Genomic DNA, 16,583 nt, shown 5'->3' with positions numbered 1-16,583 from the left:
GTGCCCGCCATGACCCCGCCCCTCCGCCACCTCGACCCGGACCTTCTCCAACTGCCCTTCTACGACGAGCCGCACCGCCGTCTCGCCCACGCCTTCGACGCCTGGTGCGCCGAGCGCGCCGACCGCTGGAACGCGGACGCGCTGGCGAGCGGCCCCGACAAGACCGGCGTACGGCTCACCCGCGAGCTGGGCGCGGACGGCTGGCTCGCCTTCCTCGACCCCGACGCCGTACGGACCGGCGGGCACCCCGGTGACCTGCGGGCGCTGTGCCTGATGCGTGAGACCCTCGCGCACGCCGAGGACCTGGCCGACTTCGCCCTCTCCATCCAGGCGCTGTCCGCCACCCCGCTGCTGCGGTACGGCAGCGAGGAGCAGCGGCGCAAACACCTTCCCGGGCTGGCCGACGGTTCCCGGATCGGCGCGTTCGCGATCTCGGAGGAGGGCGCCGGTTCGGACGTCGCCGCCCTCACCCTCGCCGCCCACCGCGACAGCGACGGCGGGTACGTCCTCGACGGCGGCAAGGCGTGGATCGCCAACGGCACCATCGCCGACCTGTACACCGTCGTCGCGCGGACCGGCGAGGGCCCCGGTCCGCTCGGGCTGACCGCGTTCCTCGTCCCGGCGGACACCCCCGGGCTGCGGGTGCGCGAGAGCATCGACGCCATCGCCCCGAGGTCCTTCGCGCACCTCGCGTTCGAGGACTGCCGGGTGCCCGCGGACAGTGTCGTCGGCCGGCCGGGCGGCGGCTTCGTCATCGCCATGGACCTGCTCGAACGGTTCCGGATGACGGTCGGCGCCGCCGCCCTCGGCTTCGCCCGCCGGGCCACCGACACCGCGCTGGCCCGGGCCCGCAGCCGGCCCGCCTACGGCGGCAAGCTGCTCGATCTCCAGCTCGTCAAGGCGTCGTTGGCCGACATGGAGGTGCGGCTCAACGCCGGGTCCCTGCTGGTGGCCCGCGCCGCCTGGGAGGCCGACCGGGGCAGCCGCAACTTCGCCAAGCACTCCAGCATCGCGAAGCTGTACGCCACCGAGACCGCCCAGGAGACCATCGACGCGGCCGTCCAGGTGATGGGTGCGGCCGGGCTGGTCAAGGACAGCGTCACCGAGCGGCTCTACCGCCAGATCAGGTCGCTGCGGATGTACGAGGGCACGTCGGAGGTCCAGCGGCTCACCATCGCGGGCGCACTGGACACGCGCCGCGCGAACCTCGTTGGCTGACTCCGCACCACCCGGCCTCGTCAGTAAGGGGCCTTGTTGCCCCAACCCCCTCTTGGAGAACCTCCCTTGACCTCCCCGTCCTCCCCGACCTCCCCGATCTCCTCGACCTCCCCGATCTCAGCGGTGCGGCTGCCGGACCCGTACCCCTACTACGCCACCCTCGTCGCCGAGCGGCCCTTCGCCTACGACGACGACCTGTCCGCCTGGGTGGCGAGCGACGCCGAGGCGGTGACCGCGGTGCTGCGCGCCGAGGCGCTGCGGGTGCGGCCGCCCGCCGAGCCGGTGCCCGCCGGGATCGTCGGCACACCGGCGGGGGAGGTCTTCGGCAGCCTGGTGCGGATGACCGACGGCGATGTGCGGGGGCGGCTGAAGCGGGTGGTCGTCGACGCGCTGGGCCACGCCGACCTCGCCGCGGCCGCCCGGCTGGCGGCCGACCGGACCCGGGCCGTCCTCGCCCGGGGCGGCGAAGTCCCGTACGAGGAGCTGATGTTCGGGGTGCCCGCCCGTGTGGTGGCGGGGCTGTGCGGCCTGGACGCGGGCGTCGACGACGAGGCCGCCCGGCTGATCGGCGACTTCGTCCAGTGCATCCCCGCGACCGCCACGCCCGATCAGCAGCGGGCCGCGGCCGAGGCCGCCGGCCAGCTCCAGAAGCTGCTCGGCCCGGGCATCGAGCGGGCCGCGGACGGTCTGCTCGGCGACCTCGTCCGCGCGGCCCGCGCCGCCGACTGGGCGGACACCGCCCCGCTGCTCGCCAACGCGATCGGTTTCCTGTCCCAGACCTACGACGCCACCGCCGGGCTGATCGGCAACACCCTCGTCGCCCTCGCACGCGGGCACGCCGTGCCCCCGACCGCCGACGGGCTGGAGCTCCTGGTCCGCGAGGTCGTCCGGTACGACGCCCCGATCCAGAACACCCGGCGCTTCGCCGCCCGCCCGTTCCGCCACCGGGGCGCGGAGGTCGAGCCCGGCCAGTCGGTGCTGGTCCTGCTGGCCGCCGCCAACCGCGACCCGGCCGCCAACGCCGACCCGCACACCCTGCGCCCCGGCAGGCCCGACCCGACGGTGTTCACCTTCGGCGCCGACGCCCACCACTGCCCCGGCCGCGACCTCGCCGTCGCCATCGCCACCGCCACGATCGACACCCTGCTCACCTCCGGCGCACACCCGTCCACCCTGCCCACCACCCCCGCCTACCGCCCACTGGCCAACGCCCGCATCCCCCTCCTCTGACCGCCCCCACCACAGAGCACAGAGCACAGAGCACCGAACACAGCACACAGCGCACAGAACAGGGAGCACCGCACCATGCCCGACGACGTCCCACGGTTGTGGATCCGGCACGAGAGCCGGACGAGCGAGCGCCGCGCGCCTCTGACGCCCGAGGATGCCGCGACCCTGGTCGCCCGGGGCATCCCGGTCACGGTGGAGGAGTCGCCGCAGCGGGTCTTCGCGATCGGCGACTACCGGGCCGCCGGCTGCGCGATCGCCCCGGCGGGCTCCTGGACCGCCGCGCCCGCCGATGTGTACGTCGTCGGACTGAAGGAACTCCCCGACGAACCCGCCAAGTTGACGCACCGGCACATCTTCTTCGGCCATGCCTACAAGGGCCAGACCGGCGCACGGCTGCTGCTGGACCGCTTCGCGGCGGGCGGCGGCGCGCTGCTCGACCTGGAGTACCTCACCGACGAGGACGGGCGTCGGCTCGCCGCCTTCGGCTACTGGGCCGGATACGTCGGCGCGGCCCTCGCCGTCCTGCACCGCAGGGGACGCCTGACCACGCCCCTCGCCCCGCTCGGCAGGGCCGAACTGGACGCCGCCCTACGGGAATCCCGTACCGACGACGGGCTGCGCGCGCTCGTCACCGGCGCACTCGGCCGCTGCGGCAGCGGGGCCCGGGACGCGCTCGCCACCGCCGGGATCGACCCGACCTGCTGGGACCTCGCCGAGACCCGCGACCTCGACCGCCCGGCGCTGCTCGACCACGACATCCTGGTCAACGCCGTCCTCACCGGCCGCCCCGTGCCGCCGTTCCTGACCGCCGGACACCTGGACGCACCCGGCCGCCGGCTCTCCGTCGTCAGCGACGTCACCTGCGATGTGACCTCCGACTGCAACGTCCTGCCGTTCAACGACCGCACCACCACCTGGGAGCGGCCGGTCAGGCGACTGCGGGACGGGGAGCGGCCGTTGGACGTGATCACCATCGACAACCTGCCCTCCCTGCTGCCCGCCGAGGCCGCCCGCTCCTTCTCCGCCGACCTGCTGCCGCACCTGCTCGACCTGGGCGGCCCGCCCTGGGAGCGGTGCCTGCGCACCTTCCACACCGCCCTGGAGTCCGCCCATGTCTGAGCCCACCCCGACGCCCGCCCCCGTGCCCGCGAGCGGCACCGTGCACTGGATCGGCACCGGCCTGTCCACCGGCCGCACCGGACTCGGCCTGCTCCGCGAACAGGCCGGCACCGTACTGCTGTGGGGGCGCACCGAGGAGCGCGCCGCCGCCCGGATCGCCGAACTCGGCCTGACCGGCACGGTCTCGCCCCGTGCGTTCGACCACGAGGCGCTGGCCGCCGAGGTGCGGCCCGGCGACGTCGTCGTGTCGATGCTGCCCGCCACCGAGCACCCCGCCCTGCTGCGGCTCTGCCTCGACGCGGGCGCCCACTTCGCCTGCTCCAGCTACGTGTCCGACGCGCTCCGCGAGGGCGCGCAGGACGCCGCCCGCGCCGGGCTCGTCGTCCTCACCGAGGCCGGGCTCGACCCGGGCATCGACCATCTGCTGGCCCACCGGCTGGTCGCCGACGCCCGCGCCGCGCTCGGCGACAGCGCCGAGGACGTCGTCCTGACCTCCTACTGCGGCGGCATCCCCGCCGAGCCCAACGACTTCCGCTACCGCTTCAGTTGGGCGCCGTACGGGGTGCTCGCCGCCCTCGGCTCGCCGGCCCGGTACATCGAGGACGGCGCCGAGCGCACCGCGCCGCGCCCCTGGGAGGCCACCCGTGAACTCCGGCTGGGCGGCGAGGAGTTCGAGGTCTACCCCAACCGTGACAGCGTGCCGTTCGTCGCCCAGTACGGCGTCCCGGACGGCTGGCGGACGCGTACGTTCGTCCGGGGCACCCTGCGCAACGCGGGTTGGCGGCAGGCCTGGGAGCCGGTCTTCGCCACCGTGCGCGGCGGCGACCAGGCCGAGATCGCCGCGCTGGCCAAGGAGCTCGCCGACCGCTATCCGACGACGCCCGCCGACCGCGACCGCGTCGTCCTCGCCGTCGCGCTGACCGCCCGTACGCAGGCGGGCGAGAGCTGGCGGGGCGAGTACGTGCTCGATCTGACCGGCACGGAGCAGGAGAGCGCCATGGCCCGGTGCGTCTCCCTGCCCCTCGCCCTCGGCATCACCCGCGTCCTCGCCGGCGCGCTGCCCGCCGGGCTCAACCGGGCCGCCGAGGACCCGGCGGAGGCCGCCCGCTGGCTGACCGCCCTGGCCGGCCACGGGCTGCGCCCCGCCTTCCACAGCTAGCCCCTTCTCCAGCCTCTCCTCCAGCCCTCCTCGTCCCACGGAGCGCACCCGTGCACCGTCACGCCCTGAAACAGGGAAGAAATACACCGTAATAGCAGGAAAAAACACGCCGAAAGAACCAGAAGAAGAGCCCGAAGAAGAGCCAGCAGCAGAACCGGAAGAAAGGGAGTCCCGGACATGGGACAGAAGAGTTCCCCGCACGATCCCTCCCCTCGCCCTTCGGCGCACTACCGCTGTGTCGGGGTGGGGGTGGGCCCCGCAAACCTGAGTCTGGCGTCCCTCCTGCACCGCTACCCGGAGGTGCCGAACCTCTTCCTCGACCGCCGGGAGGCCTTCGGCTGGCACGACAGCCAGCAGATACCCGGCACCACCCTCCAGGTGTCCCTCTTCAAGGACCTCGTCAGCCTCTCCGACCCGACGAACGCCTTCTCGTTCCTGTCGTATCTGCACGACCAGGGGCGGATGTACCACTACCTCAACGCGCAGTTCGACAGCGTGCCGCGCAAGGAGTTCCGCAACTACCTGGAGTGGGCCAGCAGGCGCAACGAGAACATCGCGTTCGGTGAGACCGTCGCCGAAGTCGGCTTCGAGGACGGCGTGTTCACCGTGGGCACCGACCGCCGCCGGGTGACCGCCGACAACATCGTGATCGGCGTCGGCAGCCGGCCCTGGGTGCCGCCGCAGGCCCAAGGGCTGCTGGGGGACACCCAGTTCCATGTCAACGAGTACCTGGAGCGGGCCGGCGACCTCGCCGGGAAGCGCGTCGTGGTCGTCGGCGGCGGGCAGTCCGGGGCGGAGGCGGTCCTCGACCTCGTGTCCCGTCCGCACGACCGGCTGCCGCGCCAGGTCTGCTGGATCTCCCGGCGGCGCAGCTACTTCCCCATCGACGACTCGCCGTTCACCAACGACTTCTACATGCCGTCCCACTCGGACTACTTCTACGGCCTGCCCGCCGAGGACCGCGCCGCGTTCAACACCGAGCACATCCTCAGCAGCGACGGCATCTCCGAGTCCACGCTCCGCGACCTCTACCAGAAGGTCTACATGCACCGCTTCGTCGACGGCGACCCGCGCCTGGTGCGGTTGCAGCCCAACCGCGAGGTGACCGGGGTGACCGGCGCGAACGGCGGCAGCGGGCCGTGGGACATCACGGTGCGGCACAACGCCGACGCGGGCTCGACCGAACACCACGAGGCGGACGTCGTCGTCTGGGCCACCGGCTTCCGGCCGGCGCCCATGGACTTCCTGGCCCCGATCGCCGACCGGCTGGAGCGCGAGGGCGACGAACTCCGCGTCGACCAGGACTTCGCCGCGCAGTGGGACGGCCCGCTGGACCGCAACATCTTCGTGCAGAACGCCGTACGCGGACAGCGCGGCCTCGCCGACCTCAACCTCAGCCTCAACGCCTGGCGCAGCAGCCGGATCGCGGGCCGGCTGCGCGGCGTGCACAGCGACGAGCAGTTGCCGTCGTTCATCGAGTGGTCCTCGAAGACGGCCAAAGAGTCCTGGAGCGCGTCATGACCGACGCCGACACCGGGAACACGGACCCGGCACACACGGACCCGGCTTACACGGACGTGGCGGTCGTCGGGGCCGGGGTGCTCGGCTGCATGACCGCCCTGGAGATCCTCGCCCGCGACCCCGCCGCCTCCGTCACGGTGCTCGACCGGGACATCGTCGGGGCCGGCGCGAGCCGCCGTTCGGCCGGACTGCACTTCCCGCGCGGGATCACCGAGCGGGTGCGCCGGATGACCGCCCACAGCCAGGACCGCTACGCCAAGCTCCTCGCCGACCGCCCCGAACTGCCCATCCACCCCGTGCCGATGACCGTGCTGGCGGCCCGCGCCTCCGAGCCCGGGGTGCGCGAGGTGTACCTCGACAGCGCGGCGCTCACCCCCGTCGACGCGGTGGCCGGGGTGCGGCTCCCCGAGGGCCACGCCGCCTGGGACGTCCGGGGCGGCCAGTACGCCGACGTGCACGCCCTGACGCAGGCGCTCGCCCGCGACCTGCGCGGCCGCGCCACCCTCAGCGAGGGCACGGCGGTGACGGCCCTCGAACCGGGGCCGGACGGCGTCCAACTGGGCCTCGGCACCGGGCGGACCCTGACCGCGGGCCGGGTCGTCCTCGCCCCCGGGCCCTGGCTCGCCGCGCCCGCCTGGCGGGAGCTGGTGGCGCCGCTGGGGGCCCGGGTGAAGAAGATCGTCGCCCTGCACATCGACGTCCCGCCCGCCCCCGGCGACCGGGTGAGCGTCTTCCACGACGAGGACGCCTTCCTGCTCCCGCTGGCCGACCGCGGGCACTGGCTGTTCAGCTACACCTGCCAGGAGTGGGACGTCGACCCGGACACCGTCGGCGACGACGGACTGTCTCCCGCCGACCTGAGGGACGCGCTGGCCGTCCTGGACCGCTACGCCCCCGGCCTGGGCGACCCGCGCCGCGTCTCCGGGCGGGTCTTCTGCGACGCCTACGGACCGGCCGGCGAGCCCCTGGTCAGTGCCCTGACCGCCGACCGCCGCGTGGTGTTCGCGGGCGCCGCCAACGGCTCCGGCTACCGACTGGCGCCCGCCCTCGCGGCCGAGGCCGCCGACCTGATCGACCTTCCCGCAGAGAGGCGAAAGCCGTGATCATCGACACCTATGACGACAGCGTCCTGGAGGACGCCTTCGGCATCGACATGAGCGACATCGAGGGCCTCGGCACGGGGGCCGGCTGGGGCCGGGTCCGCCCGGGGCACGCCTCGGACAGCCACCAGCACGACGAGACCGAGATGTTCGTGATCGTGGCGGGCGAGGGCGAGTTCGTCGTCGACGGCCGCCGGCACCCGGCGCGGCCCGGCACCGTGGCGCTGTTCGAGCCCTTCGAGTCGCACGTCCTGGAGAACACCGGCGCCACCGACGTCGTCTTCCTGACCCAGTACTGGCGCGACCCCGACCGCGCCCTGCGCTCGGCCGCCGACACCGGGCGCAAGAGCTTCGGCGACCGTCCGGTCTTCGTCTTCTCCACGCCCCCCACCCCCAACGGCGACCTGCACCTCGGCCACCTCTCCGGCCCCTACCTCGGGGCCGACGCGTACACCCGCTTCCAGCGGATGAACGGCGCGCGGGTCTGGCACCTCACCGGCAGCGACGACTTCCAGAGCTACGTCACCGCCGCCGCCCGCGCCGAGGACCGCACCCCCGCCGAGACCGCCGCCCACTACAGCGCCGAGATAGCCGAGACGCTGCGGCTGATGGACATCCCGCTGGACCAGTACACCGTCACCGACACCGCGCCCGGCTACCGGGACGGCCTGCGGGAGTTCTTCTCCAAGCTGGTCTCCTCCGGCTCGGTCGCCCCGACGCCGGGCGACTCGCTCTTCGACCCGGAGACCGGCCAGTACCTCTACGAGGTCGACGTCAAGGGCGGCTGCCCCGGCTGCGGCCACGGCACCAGCGGCAACATCTGCGAGGAGTGCGGCGAGCCCAACACCGTCGCGGACCTCACCGACCCGGTCACCAGCCGCTCGGCGGCCACCCCCCGCCGGGGCACCGCCACCCGCTTCTCCCTCCCGCTGCACGAGTTCAAGGACGCCGTCGCCGACCACCACCGGCTCGGCCGCACCCCGGCCCGGCTGCGCGAACTCGCCGACCGGATCTTCGCCAAGGCCCGCCTGGACATCCCCGTGAGCCACCCCTCGTCCTGGGGCGTCGGCCCCGCCGAACCGGCCGGCGAGGGCCAGGTGATCTGGGTCTGGCCGGAGATGAGCCACGGCTTCCTGCACGGCGTCGAGGCGCTCGGCGCCGGGCTCGGCGAGTCCTGGCGGGCGGGCGAGCCGGAGCAGGACTGGAAGATCGTCCACTTCTTCGGCTACGACAACAGCTTCTACCACGGGGTGCTCTACCCGGTGCTGTACAAGCTCGCCTTCCCCGACTGGACGCCCGACATCGACTACCACGTCAACGAGTTCTACCTGCTCGAAGGCTCCAAGTTCTCCACCAGCAGGCGGCACGCCATCTGGGGCAAGGAGATCCTGAACCCGGACACCGTCGACGCCGTCCGCTACTTCCTGTCCAGCACCCGCCCCGAGGGCGAGCGCACCGACTTCCGGCGCGCCGCGTACGAGACGGCGCTGCGCGACACCCTCGTCGGCACCTGGCAGACCTGGCTGAACGACCTGGGCGTCCGGGTCGCGAAGACCTACGACGGCGTCGCGCCGGACGCCGGCACCTGGACGCCCGAGCAGTCGGCGTTCCTCGCCCGGCTCGGCGGCCGCCTCACGGCGCTCACCGCGAGCCTCGGCCCCGAGGGCTTCTCGCTGCGCGAGGCCGCCGCCGAACTCACCGGACTCGTCGAGGACACCGTACGGTTCAGCCGCCGCGAGGCCGCCCTGCTGGCCGGGCGCGCGGACTGGCACAGCGAACTGCGGACCGCGACCGCCCTGGAACTGGCCGCCGCCAAGCTGCTGGCGCACGGCGCGGCCCCCCTCATGCCGCGCTTCGCGGCCCGCCTCACCGACGCGCTCGGCCTGCCCGAACCCACCGCCTGGCCGCGCACCGTCGAACTCCTCGCGCCCGGCACCCCGGTGAACCTCGCCGACGCGGTGTTCTTCAAGCTGCCCGAGGACGCGGCGGCCGAGCCCGCGCCGCTGCCCTGGTTCAGCGAGGTCGTACGGGAGATCCTCACGCTCGCGCCGGACGAGGACCTCACCGGCCGCACGCTCAGCGCGCTCGGCACCACCTCGCTGTCCGCCGTCACCCTCCAGTACAAGATCCTCGAACACCTCGACGTGGACGTCACCATGGAGGAACTCCTCGGCGACCTCGATGTCCCCGCGCTCGCCGCACTGCTCGCCGAACGCGCCGAGCGTGCCGCGCCGGAAGGGGACCGGTCGTGAGCTCCCACCTCGACCTCCTGAAGGAGATGGAGCAGCGGGGCCTTGCGATCACCCTGGAAGGCGGTGACCTGCGGCTCCAGGGCGTACGCGAGCGGATGGACCCCGAGTTCGTGGCCCGGATCAGGGCCGCGAAGGAAGGCCTGGTCGCCCATCTCGCCGACCAGGCCCGCCGCACCCGCGGCTTCCCGCTGACACCCCTGCAACGCGGCTATCTGCTCGGCCGGGACGGCCTCTTCGAGATCGGCGACGTGGCCAGCCACGTCTACCACGAGGTCGAGGGCGTCTGGGACCTGGACCGGCTGGAGGCCGCCCTCACCCACGTCGTCGACCGGCACAGCGCGCTGCGCTCCCGCTTCCCCGCCGACGACCGGCAGACCGAGCAGCCGCCCGGCGCGGCGCTCCGCATCGCCCGGCTGGACCTGCGCGGCGAGAGCGCGGAGCGGCGGCGCGAGATCCGCTCGGCGCTGCGCGCCGAACGCTCGCACCGGGTGCTGCCCGCCGACGGCCCGCTGATCGCCGTCGAGGCGACCGTCCTCGCCGACGACCTGACGGTGCTGCACATCAGCCACGACGGCCTGGTGATGGACGGCATCAGCATGTTCCTGTTCTTCCGCGCCTGGTGGCAGGCGTACGAGCAGGGACCGGACGTCGACGCCGACGGCCCCGAGGAGCTGCGCTTCAGCGACCATGTGGCCGCCCTGGAGCAGGCCGCCGCCCGCGCCCCGGCCCGCCGCTCCCGCGCGTACTGGCTCGACCGCCTCGACGACCTCGCGCCGCACCCGGATCTCCCGCTGCGGGTCTCTCCCGCGTCGATCACCGGGGCGCGGTTCGTGCCCCGGGAGGTGCGGCTCGACGCGCGGCGGTGGACGGTGCTGCGGGGGCGGGCGGCCGAGGCGGGGCTCACCCCGTCCGCGCTGCTCCTTGCCGCGTACGCGGAGACCCTCGCCACCTGGGGCGCGGGGTCCGCGTTCACCCTCAACACCACGGTCGCCAACCGCCCGCCGGTGCACCCCCGGGCCTTCGACGCGATCGGCCAGTTCTCCGACACCATGCTGGTGGAGGTGGCCGTCGACCGCCGGATGCCGTTCGTGGAGCGGGCCCGCGCGGTGCAGACCCGGCTGCGCACCGACCTGGACCACCGGCACTTCTCCGGCCTGGACGCCCTGCGGGAACTGTCCCGCAGGCGCGGCGGACCGGCCGGGGCCCGGATGCCGTTCACCTTCAACAGCGCCCTCGGACACGGACAGGACGGCGTGGACGGCTCCGCGCTGGAACTGTTCGGCCCCGAGACGTACACGGTGAGCCAGACCCCGCAGGTGTGGCTCAACGTGTTCGCCATGGAGCGACGCGGCGGGCTCGTCGTCCAGTTCGACAGCGTGGACGAGCTGTTCCCCGAAGGGCTGCCGGCCGCCCTCGTGCACGGCTACCGGACTTTGCTGGAGACCCTCACCGAGGAACACGCCTGGCAGGCAACCGACTTCGACCTGCTGCCCGAGGCCCAGCGCGCCAGGCGCAGGGCCGCCAACGACACCGCCGTCGCACTGCCGGACACCCTGCTCGGCGAGGCCTTCGTCGCCCGCGCCCGGCAGTCCCCGGACGCGCCCGCCGTCATCACCTCCGACGCCACGGTGACGTACGGCGAACTCCTCGCCCGCGCCTCCCACGCCGCCCACTGGCTGCGCGAACGGGGCCTGGCACGCGACGAGTTGGTCGGCCTGGTGGCGACCCGGGGCCCGGACCAGATCACCGGCATCCTCGCCACCGTCCTGGCCGGCGGCGCCTACCTGCCCGTCGACGCCGCGCTGCCCGCCGCCCGCCGGGAGTACATGCTGCGCGACGGCCGCGTCCGACTGGTCCTCACCAACACCGGCTACGAGGACACGGACCGGGAAGTACTCGACCTGACCGGCAGCGCGGCGGCACCGGCGGCGACCTCGCCCGCCCCGCCCGCGCCGCTGCCCGGTGCCTGTCCCGACGACCTCGCGTACGTCCTCTACACCTCGGGGACCACCGGGGAGCCCAAGGGCGTCATGGTCAGCCACCGCAGTGTGGCCAACGTCGTCGCCGACTGCGCGGAGCGGTTCGGCATCGGCCCCGCCGACCGGTTCTTCGCCGTCAGCGCGTTCAACTTCGACCTGTCGGTGTGGGACGTCTTCGGCGCCCTGTCGGCCGGTGCGGCCCTCGTGATGCCCGACGCGGGGCGGGCCGCCGACCCGGCGCACTGGCTGGAGCTGTGCGCCTCGGCCGGGGTCACGGTGTGGAACTCGGTGCCCGCCATCGTGTCCCTGATGCACGATCAGGCGCTCGCCGACTCCGCCGTACCGCCCGCGCTGCGGCTGGTGATGATGAGCGGCGACCGCATCCCGCCCACGCTGCCCGCAGCGCTGCGCCGGACCATGCCGGAGCTGTCGGTGGTCTCCCTCGGCGGCCCCACCGAGACGACCATCTGGAACATCCTGCACCCCGTGGGCCCCGACGAGGACGGCAGCGAGTCCATCCCGTACGGCCGCCCCAACGCCAACAACCGGGCGTACGTCCTGGACCGGGACGGCCTGGACGCCCCCGACTGGGTCACCGGCGAGATCTGCGCCGCCGGCGCCGGTCTCGCCCGCGGCTACTGGGGCGACGAACAGCGCACCGCCGAACGGTTCCGGCACGACGCCCGGCGCGGCGAACGCCTCTACCGCACCGGTGACCTGGGCCGCTATCTGCCCGACGGGTCGATCCAGATCCTCGGCCGGGGCGACTTCCAGATCAAGGTCAACGGCTACCGCATCGAGGCGGGCGAGGTGGAGACCCGGCTGGTGGCGCTGGACGCCGTACGGCAGGCGGTGGTCGCGGCGCGGCCCGGCGCGCGCGGCGACCGGCTGGTGGCCCACCTCGTGCCGGCCGGCGAGGACCGTCCCGCGCTGGCCGAACTGCGCGAGGCGCTCCGCCGCGACCTGCCCGACTACATGATCCCGTCGGTGCTGGTCTGGCACCCGGAACTGCCGCTGACCCGCAACGGCAAGGTCGACCGCAAGGCGCTGGCCGCCACCGCCGTCGATCCGGCCGCCGAGGGGAACCCGGTCGCGGAGGGCGGCGGCGCCGCCTTCGCCGACGAGACGGAGAAGACCCTCGCCGGCATCTGGACGAAGGTCCTGCGCACCGAGGCGGGCCCGACCGACAGCCTCTACGACCTGGGCGGGGACTCCCTGGCCGCCGCCCGCATCATCACCGCCGTGCGCAAGGAGTTCCGGATCAGCATCCCCCTGGAGCGGATGGCCGACCTGGAGACGCTGCGCGCCATGGCCGCCCACATCACCCTGACGAAGAAAGGAGCGGACGCCTGATGACGGCCCCCACGGACTCGTACCCTCCCGACTCGCCCCATCCGGACTCGCCCCATCCGGACTCGCCCCATGCGGACTCGGCCCATCCGGACTCGCCCCATGCGGACTCGGCCCATGCGGACTCGTACCTGAACCGGATCGTCTCCGCCCCGCCCGTCCACCCCGGCCGGATCTCCTTCGCCCGCCTCGACGGTACGGAGACCCTGAGCCTCGCCGACCTCTACGAGCGGTCCGGGCGGCTCGCGGCCCGGCTGCGGGAACGCGGGGTCGGGCCCGGGAGCCGGATCGGCATCCTCGCCGCCAACAGCCTGGAGTGGGTCCTGCTGGACCTCGCCGCGCTGCGACTCAAGGCGGAGACCGCCGGTTTCGAACCCGGCAAGTTCGAGCCCTCCGCCGAACTGATGGACCGCTACGGCATCACGCTGCTCTTCACCGACCGCCCCGGCACCGCGCCGGGCACGGTGCCCATCGCCGACGTACGGCCGATGTCCGAGAAGCCGGGCGAGGAGAGCGAGCCCCTGCCGGCCGTGCGGTACGCGCCGCTCGACACCACCACCGTCAAGTTCACCTCGGGCAGCACCGGCGTGCCCAAGGGCCTCGCGGCGACGGCGGGCAGCATCGACGGCTCGCTGCACGCCGTACGGCAGATCTTCGCGCACGGCCCCGGCGACGACGTGTTCGTGTTCCTGCCGCTGTCCCTGCTCCAGCAGCGCTACTGGATCTACTCGGCGCTCGTCGACGGCCACGACGTCACCGTCAGCACCTACGAGGCGGCCTTCGCCGTGCTGCCCAAGGCGCGGCCCACCGTCGTCATGGGCGTACCGGCCTTCTACGAGAGCGCCCGCCGGCACATCGAGGCCCGCGCCCGCCGGGCCGGCACCCCGGTGGCGGAGGTGGCCCGCGGACTGTTCGGCGACCGGGTCCGCTACCTGTGGACGGGCTCCGCCCCGGCGAGCGCCGCCGTGCTGAGCTTCTTCAACGGCGCCGGACTGCCCATCTTCGAGGGCTACGGCCTGAACGAGACCTGCATCGTCACCAAGAACCACCCCGGCGCCCACCGAGAGGGCAGTGTCGGGCAGGTCCTGCCCGGCAAGGAGGTCATCATCGGCGAGGACGGGGTGATCAGCGTCCGCAGCGACCACCCGGTCAACGTGCGCTACGCCTACGCCGCGCCCGGCGACTCCGAGCGCGTCTTCGGCCCCGACGGCACGGTGCGCACCGGCGACCTCGGCCATCTCGACGACGACGGCTTCCTCTTCGTACAGGGCCGGGCCGACGACGTGATCGTCCTGGACAACGGCCGCAAGATCGTCGTCCGGCCGATCGAGGAGCGGCTGCGGGCGAGCGGTGAGGCGATCGCCGAGTGCGTCCTGTACTGCCCCGCGCAGACCGACCTGGTGGCCGTCGTCTCCCCGGCCGGCCTGCCCGCCGACCACGAGGCGATCGCCGCCCAACTGGCGCTCGCCAACAGCGACTTGGAGCCGGACGAGCGCATCCGCCGGGTGATCGTCGCGAAGGAGCCGTTCAGTATCGAGAACGGCCTGCTCACCTCGCAGTTCAAGCCCCGGCGGAAACAGATCCACGAAGTCCACCAGCAAGAGATCAACGACAACAGCGAGGGAATCCATGCCTGAGTCCATGCCCGAGGCAGTTCAGCACATCGAGCAGGCCGCCCGCGAGAACCTGGCGACCGTGCTGGTCGAGGACCCGGCCCCCGACACCCTGGACCTGAACGCGGACATGACCGACGTCTACGGCCTGACGTCGCTCAACAAGGTGCTCTTCCTCACCTCGGTCTGCCAGGACACCGGCGTCGACCTGGGTAGCTTCACCGAGCACGACCTCGCCGACATGCGCACCCTGGGCGATGTCGTGGCGGCTCTGTCCCGGCACTCCACGAAGGCGGTGTGAACAGCATGAACTGGTCCGAGAGCGCGGCCACCACGCTGGCGAACGACCACGTCCGGCTCACCCCGGTCACTCCCGAGGACCGGGAGGCGATCCGCGCGGTCGCCATGGCCCCGGAGATCTGGCGCTACTTCGTCTCCCTCATCGAGACCGACGCCGACTTCGAGACGTTCTTCGACGCCACCCTCGCCGACCACGCGGCCGGCCGCCGCGCCGTCCACGTCATCACCGACCTGCGCACCGGCCGGGTCGCCGGCAGCATGAGCTACGGCAACATGGCCGAGGCCGACGCCCGGCTGGAGATCGGCTGGTCCTGGCTCGGCGTCGACTTCCAGGGCAAGGGCGTCAACCGCTGGGCGAAATATTTGCTGTTGGAGCACGCCTTCGAGCGGATGGGGGCCGAGCGCGTCGAGTTCAAGACCGACGAGCTCAACGTCCAGGCCCGGCAGGGGCTGCGGAACATCGGCGCCACGGAGGAGGGCACCCTGCGCAGCTTCAACTACATGCCCGGCGGGCGGCGCAGGGACGCCGTCTTCTACAGCGTCCTGCGCCCCGAATGGCCCGAGGTGAAGCGGCAGTTGGCGGCCGGACCCAAGGTGTCCCGGCTGGACGCCGTCCGGTGACCGGCGGCGCGGGCATTCCCCTCGTACCCGTCCACGGAGACCCGTTCGCCGCCGGACGCGCCCACGGTGAACGCCTCGCCGCCCCCCTGCGCGCCTTCCTCGGCGACTCCCTCGCCCGGCTCGGCCGGGTCATGGAACCCCCGGTCACCCTGGCCGGGCTGCTGCCCGCGATCGCCGCCCACCGGGCGTCGGTCGCGGCGGCGGCGCCGGAGCTGGCCGAGGAGGTCCGGGGGCTCGCGGCGGGCGCGGGCCTCGACGAGTCCGAGGCCTGGCTGCTCCAACTGCGCCGGGAGATCATGGGCTACCGCAGGGTTCCGGTGCCGACGACGGGCGACTGCACGACGTACGCCCGGACCGGGCCGGCCGCCGACGGACACCCCGTGCTGGCCCAGAGCGTCGACCTCAACGGCGACCTGGACGACCACATCGCCGTACTCGACGTGGCGCGGGCCGGCACGAAGCGCCGCTCGCTGGTGCTCAGCTTCGGCGGGCTGCTCGGCTATCTCGGCCTCAACAGCGACGGCCTCGCCGTCGGCATCAACCTCGTCCTGGGCGGGGACTGGACGTACGAGGGCCTGTCGCCGTACCTCGCGGTCCGCCACCTGCTCGACACGGCGGGCAGTGTGGACGAGGCCCTGGCCGTCCTGTCCGACCTGCCCCTGACCAGCTCCCGGGTGCTGACGCTGTGCGACGCCCGCCGGGCGGTGTGGGTGGAGCACCTCGAGGGCGAGTACCGGACCCGCGAGGCGGCGACCCTGGTCCACACCAACCACTACCTGCACCCCGATTTCACGGCGGCGGACCAGATCAACATCTTCGCCCGCAACTCCTCCCTGCGGCGGCTCGACGCCGCCACGGCGGGCCTCGCGGCGCTCCCCGTCGACGCCGACCCGGAGAAGCACTTCGCCGTCCTCGCCGAGCCGCCGATCCGGGTCCCGGACAGCGGCGACATCCGGCGCGAGCGGACGGTCGCCGCGGTCGTCATGCTGCCGACCCGAGGCGAACTCCACGTACGCCGAGGCGACCCGGCCCTGTCGACCACCGAGGTCTTCCGCCTCTGACCCGATGAATGCCAACGGCCCCCGCTCCGGCCCGGACGCGTCACCGCGCCCGGGCCGGTG

12 protein-coding genes are annotated in these 16,583 nt (G+C 73.4%); all 12 read left to right on the top strand.

All coding sequences use genetic code 11. The annotated features are described in order from the left end of the window. The first annotated feature begins 9 nt into the window (after window positions 1-9). The 12 genes from BMZ82_RS25435 (at window position 10) to BMZ82_RS25380 (ending at window position 16,523) form a co-directional block, all read left to right on the top strand. Entirely contained in the window at window positions 10-1,218 is a 1,209-nt protein-coding gene (locus BMZ82_RS25435; RefSeq protein WP_093779667.1) for an acyl-CoA dehydrogenase family protein, read from the top strand. A 66-nt stretch (window positions 1,219-1,284) separates the two neighbouring features. After that, window positions 1,285-2,448 (top strand): cytochrome P450, encoded by a 1,164-nt coding sequence (locus tag BMZ82_RS25430; RefSeq protein WP_218159047.1) that lies wholly within the window; start codon window positions 1,285-1,287, stop codon window positions 2,446-2,448. 75 nt (window positions 2,449-2,523) lie between these two features. Next, window positions 2,524-3,567, top strand: a complete 1,044-nt coding sequence (locus BMZ82_RS25425) for a saccharopine dehydrogenase (protein WP_093779665.1) — start codon at window positions 2,524-2,526, stop codon at window positions 3,565-3,567. Beyond that, window positions 3,560-4,726, top strand: coding sequence for a saccharopine dehydrogenase family protein (locus BMZ82_RS25420; RefSeq protein WP_093779663.1), 1,167 nt, complete (start codon window positions 3,560-3,562; stop codon window positions 4,724-4,726). Before BMZ82_RS25425 ends, BMZ82_RS25420 begins: the two co-directional genes overlap by 8 nt. Window positions 4,727-4,903: 177 nt before the next feature. Then, complete coding sequence (locus BMZ82_RS25415) at window positions 4,904-6,247, top strand: lysine N(6)-hydroxylase/L-ornithine N(5)-oxygenase family protein (protein WP_093779661.1); 1,344 nt, start codon at window positions 4,904-4,906, stop codon at window positions 6,245-6,247. Next, a complete protein-coding gene (locus tag BMZ82_RS25410; protein WP_093779659.1) occupies window positions 6,244-7,350 on the top strand; it encodes an NAD(P)/FAD-dependent oxidoreductase in 1,107 nt (368 codons plus the stop codon). Before BMZ82_RS25415 ends, BMZ82_RS25410 begins: the two co-directional genes overlap by 4 nt. Then, the gene (locus tag BMZ82_RS25405; protein WP_093779657.1) at window positions 7,347-9,599 is read left to right on the top strand and encodes a class I tRNA ligase family protein; all 2,253 of its coding nucleotides are present in this window, start codon (window positions 7,347-7,349) and stop codon (window positions 9,597-9,599) included. Before BMZ82_RS25410 ends, BMZ82_RS25405 begins: the two co-directional genes overlap by 4 nt. Then, a complete protein-coding gene (locus tag BMZ82_RS25400) occupies window positions 9,596-12,931 on the top strand; it encodes a non-ribosomal peptide synthetase (RefSeq protein WP_256252098.1) in 3,336 nt (1,111 codons plus the stop codon). The genes BMZ82_RS25405 and BMZ82_RS25400 overlap by 4 nt, the downstream gene beginning before the upstream one ends. Continuing rightward, entirely contained in the window at window positions 12,931-14,565 is a 1,635-nt protein-coding gene (locus tag BMZ82_RS25395) for an AMP-binding protein (protein WP_093779655.1), read from the top strand. The genes BMZ82_RS25400 and BMZ82_RS25395 overlap by 1 nt, the downstream gene beginning before the upstream one ends. A 4-nt stretch (window positions 14,566-14,569) precedes the next feature. Beyond that, complete coding sequence (locus tag BMZ82_RS25390; RefSeq protein ID WP_093779653.1) at window positions 14,570-14,842, top strand: hypothetical protein; 273 nt, start codon at window positions 14,570-14,572, stop codon at window positions 14,840-14,842. 5 nt (window positions 14,843-14,847) lie between these two features. Continuing rightward, the gene (locus BMZ82_RS25385) at window positions 14,848-15,462 is read left to right on the top strand and encodes a GNAT family N-acetyltransferase (protein WP_093779735.1); all 615 of its coding nucleotides are present in this window, start codon (window positions 14,848-14,850) and stop codon (window positions 15,460-15,462) included. After that, the gene (locus BMZ82_RS25380; RefSeq protein ID WP_256252097.1) at window positions 15,459-16,523 is read left to right on the top strand and encodes a C45 family autoproteolytic acyltransferase/hydrolase; all 1,065 of its coding nucleotides are present in this window, start codon (window positions 15,459-15,461) and stop codon (window positions 16,521-16,523) included. The genes BMZ82_RS25385 and BMZ82_RS25380 overlap by 4 nt, the downstream gene beginning before the upstream one ends. Window positions 16,524-16,583: the final 60 nt, after the last annotated feature.

The sequence above is a fragment of the Streptomyces sp. yr375 genome, assembly GCF_900110755.1.
In the GTDB taxonomy this organism is placed as follows: domain Bacteria; phylum Actinomycetota; class Actinomycetes; order Streptomycetales; family Streptomycetaceae; genus Streptomyces.
Note: the sequence above shows the minus strand (reverse complement) of the source record. Positions and strands in the feature narration are given on the sequence as shown.

What these genes read in the sequence shown, in the direction of transcription:
- BMZ82_RS25435 (WP_093779667.1), top strand. Translation starts at nt 10, where the DNA reads ATGACCCCGCCCCTCCGCCACCTCGACCCGGACCTTCTCCAACTGCCC.
- BMZ82_RS25425 (WP_093779665.1), top strand. Translation starts at nt 2,524, where the DNA reads ATGCCCGACGACGTCCCACGGTTGTGGATCCGGCACGAGAGCCGGACG.
- BMZ82_RS25420 (WP_093779663.1), top strand. Translation starts at nt 3,560, where the DNA reads ATGTCTGAGCCCACCCCGACGCCCGCCCCCGTGCCCGCGAGCGGCACC.
- BMZ82_RS25415 (WP_093779661.1), top strand. Translation starts at nt 4,904, where the DNA reads ATGGGACAGAAGAGTTCCCCGCACGATCCCTCCCCTCGCCCTTCGGCG.
- BMZ82_RS25410 (WP_093779659.1), top strand. Translation starts at nt 6,244, where the DNA reads ATGACCGACGCCGACACCGGGAACACGGACCCGGCACACACGGACCCG.
- BMZ82_RS25395 (WP_093779655.1), top strand. Translation starts at nt 12,931, where the DNA reads ATGACGGCCCCCACGGACTCGTACCCTCCCGACTCGCCCCATCCGGAC.
- BMZ82_RS25390 (WP_093779653.1), top strand. Translation starts at nt 14,570, where the DNA reads ATGCCCGAGGCAGTTCAGCACATCGAGCAGGCCGCCCGCGAGAACCTG.
- BMZ82_RS25385 (WP_093779735.1), top strand. Translation starts at nt 14,848, where the DNA reads ATGAACTGGTCCGAGAGCGCGGCCACCACGCTGGCGAACGACCACGTC.